A 6,325-nucleotide genomic window follows, 5' to 3' on the forward strand; every position below is an offset into this window, starting at 1 on the left:
TGCGGGCTCTTTTGTATCGCGTACGGTATTGCTCAACAAGACATCAACCGATAAAGCGTGGCTCCGGCTCAAGCGCGACGTCGAAAGTTGCCTCCACCTCACCGCTCACCCAGGCGGCCACTTCAAGCAACTCCTTGCGAGTTCCTCCGCCAAAATGTACCAGTACCAAGGCTTGGCGTTCATGCACACCGAACGCCCCGCTGCGCCTGCCTTTCAACCCGCACTGCTCAATCAACCAACCAGCGGCCAGTTTGACTCGCCCATCCGCTTGAGGAAAGCTGGGTAATGACGGGTACTTACCTCGCAAGCGCTCGGCCCGTTCAGCACTCACCAAGGGGTTCTTGAAAAAACTGCCGGCATTGGCAAGCTCTTGGGGGTCGGGTAGCTTTTCGCGACGAATATCACTCACCGCCTGAGCCACCTCCAATGCCGTCGGTTGCTTTCCCAGGCGTGCCGCCAGATCGCCATAACCCAGCCGAGGGGCTGGTGTGCGGGTCAGTCGCATGACCAGCCGGGTAATCACCACCCGGTTAGCCAAGGCACGCTTGAAAATGCTGTCGCGATAGCCGAACTCACATTGCGCATGGGTCAGCCAGCGCAATTTTCCGCTGAGGATATCCATGACTTGAACGGCTTCGAGCACATCCGCCAACTCGACGCCATAGGCGCCGATATTCTGGATCGGGGCAGCCCCGCAGTGCCCGGGAATAAGCGCTAGGTTTTCAATCCCCCATAACCCTCGCGCCGCCATCTCCATCACCAGCGGATGCCAGGCAACCCCGGCGCCCACATGCAGATGAACCTCGTTTTCCCCAGTCTCCAGCCACCACTGCTGCATCGCCGGGGTAACCGTCAGACCGGGAAGAAACTCGGGTAGCAATACATTGCTACCGCCGCCTAATACCGTGACCGGCCAGCCGGCTTTTCTTGCCTGCGCCAAGCGTTGGCGAAGCTGGCTGAGCGTTTGTGGGGCAGCAAAGTACTCCGCCACACAGGGCAGTTGCAGGGTATTGGCCTGCGCCAGACAAACCCGCTGATGCACGTTACAGCGCATGGCACATAAGGCGCCTATTCATAGGGGCCTTCCATAAGAGGATGATGTTTCCAGCAAGGCTCTTACCCGAGCCAAATCTTCGGCGGTATCGACACCGGCGGGATTGATCTCACAGGCCAGCGCCACCTGAATGCCATGACCATGATGAAGCGCCCGCAGTTGTTCGAGTTGCTCTAACTGCTCCAGCGGGGCCGGCGGCCAATCAAGGTAATCGCGCAGAAACCCGGCACGATAGGCATAGAGCCCGATATGGCGCAGCCAGGCATCGGTTTGCAAAAGCGCCGGGCGCGTCTGGAAATGCTGCCTGTCCCAAGGTATCGGGGCTCGGGAGAAATACAGTGCCCGTCCGCTGAGGGCGCGCACCACTTTCACCACATTGGGATTAAATAGCGTGTCGATATCGCTGATGGGTTCGGCAAGCGTGGCAATGGAAGCCGCGTCGTCATCCGCCAGGCGGGCCGCGACCTGGTTGATCAGAGCAGGGGGAATCAATGGCTCGTCACCCTGCACATTGACCAACAAGGCTTCATCGGCCAGCCCCAGCGTAGCGGCAACTTCAGCCAGCCGGTCCGTCCCCGAAGGATGATCCGCACGCGTCATCACCACGTCGGCCCCATAGGCGCGCATTACTTGCTCAATGCGTGCATCGTCGGTGGCCACCACCACGCGGCTGGCCGCGCTTTCGCAGGCACGCCGCCATACATGCGCCACCATGGGTTCACCGGCAATTTGCAGTAGCGGCTTGCCCGGCAGTCGGGTCGAGGCATAACGCGCCGGCACTACGGCAATAAAATCAGCCTGGGCCATCACGCCTCTCCTGTGCGTCCCGGAGAGGTATGCAGTTTTTCATCGACATCCATCACACGCGCCTCTTCCGGCAGCATGACCGGAATGTCGTCACGAATGGGGTAAGCCAGACCGTCATAATGACAGCGCAATTCGCGAGCTTCGCGATCGTATTTCAGCTTACCCTTGCAAAGAGGGCAAACCAGCATCGCCAGCAGTTCCTTATCCATCGGTAATTCTCCAGTTCAGGTAATACTCAGCAGTCGCGCTGCCAGCCAATGTTCAAAATCTGCCGGAAGTAGCGCTTCGACTTCCAGCACCCAAGTCTCGGGACCAGCCACATCATGACATTTGACCGCGTCCTTGGCGGTAATCACCACCGGCCGGGGGTCATCGAAGGCAAAATCGGCCGCACTGAAACGATGATGGTCTCCCAACGGGTGCCAGCTGCCCTCTATGCCCAAGGCTTCCAGGGTAGAAAAGAATCGCTGCGGATGGCCGATGCCGGCAAGCCCATGTACCGGCAACTCAAACGGTAACGGCGATAACGGCAGCCGTTTGCCATCGCTGAGTCTGCGCCAGGCACTCGGTGCCAAACTCATCTTCACAGGCGGTGTGCTTGCTTCAAGGGCATCGTTGATCTTGCTGTGCCCGGCTCCGCTTTCACTACCGTTTATGATGACCTTGTCCACATAGGCCAGACGCTTGGCCGGCTCACGCAATGGACCGGCAGGCAGGCATTGCCCATTTCCCAGGCCTCGAGCACCATCGATCACCACCAGCTCGATATCCCGCCCCAACGCCAGATGCTGCAAGCCGTCGTCACTGATAATGATAGTGCAGCCGCTCGCTACCAGGTATTCAGCACCGCGGGCGCGCTGCGGGTCAACCACCACCGGCAGCCCGGTTTGCTGTGCCAGCATCAATGGCTCATCACCGCTGTGGCTAGCGCAGGTATCGGGGGTGACCTCCAGCGGATAGGTGGGCGCCTTGCCGCCATAGCCACGCGAAACGATGCCCGGCTTGTAACCCTGCTCGACCAACCAACGCCCAAGCCAAGCCACCAGCGGTGACTTGCCGGTACCGCCCAGAGTGATATTACCGACCACGATCACCGGTACCGGTGCCCGCCATACGGGTTTACGCCCCACCGCATAAGCATGAGCACGGCGAGCGATAATTTGGCGGTATACAGCGGCCAGGGGACGCAACGGCACCAGCCAGCGACTCCCCTGATAAGCGGCTTGCGACCAACGCTCGGCCAGATTCACGATACGTCCTGAAACTGCAACTGATGCAACGCCGCATAGGCACCTTGTCTGGCCAGCAATTCATGATGGGAGCCTTGTTCGACGATTCTGCCTTGCTCCATCACCACAATGCGATCCGCCCGCTCAATTGTTGACAGGCGATGGGCGATCACCAGGGTGGTACGCCCCCGACAAACCTGTTCCAGCGCCTGTTGAATATAGCGCTCCGACTCGGTATCCAGCGCTGACGTGGCCTCGTCAAGAATCAGGATCGGGGCATCCTTGAAAATCGCCCGAGCGATAGCTAGTCGCTGGCGTTGTCCGCCGGAAAGCATGACACCGTTTTCCCCTACGATGGTCGCGTAGCCCTGCGGCAGCTGTTCGATGAATTCGTCGGCATAAGCGGCACGTGCCGCTGTTTCAATGGCGGCTGGATCGGGATTTTCCACACCGTAGGCAATGTTGTCGGCGACCGAGGCATTGAACAAGGTAACCTGCTGGGACACTAGGGCGATCTGTCGGCGCAATGGCCCCAGGCGATAGCGATTGAGGGCGATACCGTCCAGGTAGATCTCGCCCTGGCTGGGCCGATAAAAGCGCGGCAGCAAACTCACCAGGGTGGACTTGCCACTGCCGGAACGCCCGACGATGGCGATCATTTCTCCCGATTTCACTTCCAGGTCGATGTGGTTGAGCACCTCGGGTTTCTCTTCGGCGTAACGAAAGCCGACGTCTTTCAGCACTAGGTTTCCCTGCAACCGCTCAACGACGTAATCGCCCTCGTCCTGCTCCGGCATTATGCCTAGCAGACCGAACAACTCGTCCGCCGCGGCAATCCCCTTTTGGATTTCGCTGTTGACTTCGGTGAGCTGGCGTATCGGTTTGGCCATCAGGGCGGCAGCGGTAATGAACGCCACGAACTCTCCCGGCGTCATGTTATCCAGCAAGCTCGGTGCCATCGCCACCCACACCAGCAGGGCCAGAGATAGAGCTACCAGTAGCTGGATGACCGGCGTACTGGTGGCCTTGGTCATGGCCTCTTTCATGCTCTGGCGACGATTTTCTTCACTGACTCGAGCAAAGCGTTGTTTTTCGTAGGCTTCCGCCCCATGGGTGCGCACCACCCGATATCCCGAAAGGGCTTCGGAAGCCACATGCGTCACATCGCCCATGGTGTGCTGGATGCGCCGGGAAATACGCCGAAAGCGCTTGCTGGCGTAACTGACCACGCCACCGATAAGCGGAGTTACCGCCACGAACAACAGCGTCAACATCCAGTTCGTCCAGAGCAGATACGCCAGCAACCCCAACACGAACAACCCTTCGCGCAATATGATGGTGACAGCCTTAGTCGCGGCACCGGCCACCTGCTCCACATGATAGGTAACCCTTGAAACCAGATGGCCGCTGGAATGCTGGTCGAAGAAATCACCGGGCAAATGCAGCAAGTGGTCGAAAACATTGCAACGCAGCGCATGAATCACATGCCGCGCCACCGAGGTCATGAAATAGGTGCCCAGGAAGGTGCCCAGGCCTCGCGCGGCGAACATCCCTATCACGAACAGCGGCAGGAACAGGCGAAAACCGGCATCGGGATTCTGGATGCCGTCAATCAGGCGCTTCATCATCTCCGCCAGGGCCGTCGAGGAACCGGCGTAGATGACATACCCCACAATGGCCAGCGCGAATGCACGCCAATGCGGCTTCACATAGTTCAGCAGGCGTTTGTAGAGTGTCCAACCAGATTGGTGAGTCACATAGGCTCCCGACATTTGATGTTCATTGCGCGCGATTCTACCTCATGGCGTCTTGCATCAACACCGCCCCGCCCTGCCGGGCACATCGCGCATAGCCGTTACTCCAAGCTTTTCGTCACCACCCAGCCATACCCGCAAGGCGCCATCCTGGGCAGTACTCCACAGGCCACTCCCCTGTCGACGAAAGCGTCTTACCACCTCATCCGCCGGATGCTGGAAGGCATTATCGCGGCCGGCACTGAACATCACATGCTCGGGCGACACCTCTCGCACGAATTGCATCCCGGAACTTGAGCGGCTGCCATGATGGCCGGCCAGCAGGATATCCACCTTACCGCCGACCTCGAGCAAGAAGCGACGCTCGATTGATAAAGTCACATCGCCGGTAATCAGCAGCCGATGCGTACCCACGGTGACTTCCAGCACACAGGAGCGGTCATTGGGTGAGAAATCATTGTCCGCCCGAGGCGGCCATAGCAAGCAGTACGTCACACCATCACGCTGCCAGGTTCTTCCACTCAGCAGGTTGCGATATTCACATCGATGATTTCGCCCCGCGGTGCCAGAAAGCCTGCCACTTGATGATCGTCGGATAAATCGGTAACGCCACCGGCGTGATCGGTATCGGCATGGCTTACGATCACGCTGTCAAAACGCTGCCCGGGCGGCCACAATGTGGCAAGCGGCATGAAGCCTGAGCGAAATCGCGGACCGGTATCATACAACAGGCGATAGTTCGCTCTGCGCAGCTCGATCAACTGCCCCTGCCCCACGTCATGCACGGTGACACGCAGCTGCCCTTCAGGCCAGGGAGCAGGACTGTGCAACGGCACCAGCACCAGCGTGGCACTAACGCCCAGACGTAACCAGGACAGCAACCCGGGCAGGCCCCAGCACAGTGCCAGCAGGGCCAGTCCCCATGCCAGCGGCGTGAATGTTTCATGAGAGGGTACCCTTGACAATCCTCCCCCACCTTCAGTGCTAGCGCGCTTGTGGAAGGGGTTTCCCTGGTCGTCACCTCCCAGGTTCCTGCTTCGCTGTCCGTCGCCTCAATACCTTGGCATTGCCGGTCTTACACAAACTCCACAGGCGTAACTTCCCGAGTGCCCCTCGGTATTGCTTCAACTCTCAGCAACGGCTAACAGCGCGGTGCCGGCTTGTAGGATGTTGCGGGCGGCATTGACGTCGCGGTCGATGCCTTGGGTGCCGCAGTCCGGACAGTCCCAGGTGCGCACATTGAGCGGCAAGGATTCGACGACAAACCCGCAGCCATGGCAGCGTTTGCTGCTGGGGTACCAGCGGTCGATCTGGACGAACTGACGCCCCGCCCATGCGGCCTTGTACTCAAGTTGGCGCACCAGCCCACATCGCTGATGGCTTTCGCGAGCGACCGGTTCTTGACCATGTTTTTCACCGCGAGGCTTTCAGCACAGATCACTTGGTTCTCGTTGACGATCTGCCGGGTGAGTTTATGAAGG

Annotated in this window: 7 protein-coding genes and 1 pseudogene; all 8 read right to left on the reverse strand. The window is 59.3% G+C overall.

Annotated elements, in window-relative coordinates:
* Nucleotides 1-43 precede the first annotated feature (43 nt).
* Entirely contained in the window at nucleotides 44-1,054 is a 1,011-nt protein-coding gene (gene murB, locus DU506_RS16905; protein ID WP_114488062.1) for a UDP-N-acetylmuramate dehydrogenase, read from the reverse strand.
* 18 nt (nucleotides 1,055-1,072) lie between these two features.
* Nucleotides 1,073-1,861 (reverse strand): 3-deoxy-manno-octulosonate cytidylyltransferase, encoded by a 789-nt coding sequence (kdsB, locus tag DU506_RS16910; RefSeq protein ID WP_114488063.1) that lies wholly within the window; start codon nucleotides 1,859-1,861, stop codon nucleotides 1,073-1,075.
* Nucleotides 1,861-2,070: a Trm112 family protein gene (locus DU506_RS16915; RefSeq protein ID WP_114488064.1), complete on the reverse strand. Its 210-nt coding sequence runs from the start codon at nucleotides 2,068-2,070 to the stop codon at nucleotides 1,861-1,863. The genes kdsB and DU506_RS16915 overlap by 1 nt, the downstream gene beginning before the upstream one ends.
* Nucleotides 2,071-2,085: 15 nt before the next feature.
* Nucleotides 2,086-3,111, reverse strand: a complete 1,026-nt coding sequence (gene lpxK, locus DU506_RS16920) for a tetraacyldisaccharide 4'-kinase (RefSeq protein WP_114488065.1) — start codon at nucleotides 3,109-3,111, stop codon at nucleotides 2,086-2,088.
* On the reverse strand, nucleotides 3,108-4,847 hold the full coding sequence (msbA, locus tag DU506_RS16925) for a lipid A export permease/ATP-binding protein MsbA (RefSeq protein ID WP_235825724.1): 1,740 nt from the start codon (nucleotides 4,845-4,847) through the stop codon (nucleotides 3,108-3,110). The genes lpxK and msbA overlap by 4 nt, the downstream gene beginning before the upstream one ends.
* A gap of 57 nt (nucleotides 4,848-4,904) precedes the next feature.
* Nucleotides 4,905-5,339, reverse strand: a complete 435-nt coding sequence (locus tag DU506_RS22270; protein ID WP_235825727.1) for a ComEC/Rec2 family competence protein — start codon at nucleotides 5,337-5,339, stop codon at nucleotides 4,905-4,907.
* Between the two features lie 26 nt (nucleotides 5,340-5,365).
* Nucleotides 5,366-5,809, reverse strand: a complete 444-nt coding sequence (locus DU506_RS22275; RefSeq protein WP_235825730.1) for an MBL fold metallo-hydrolase — start codon at nucleotides 5,807-5,809, stop codon at nucleotides 5,366-5,368.
* A gap of 159 nt (nucleotides 5,810-5,968) precedes the next feature.
* Nucleotides 5,969-6,325: pseudogene (locus DU506_RS16935) on the reverse strand (RNA-guided endonuclease InsQ/TnpB family protein); the annotation flags it as partial.

It is taken from the genome of Vreelandella rituensis (genome assembly GCF_003336665.1).
Lineage (GTDB): Bacteria > Pseudomonadota > Gammaproteobacteria > Pseudomonadales > Halomonadaceae > Vreelandella > Vreelandella rituensis.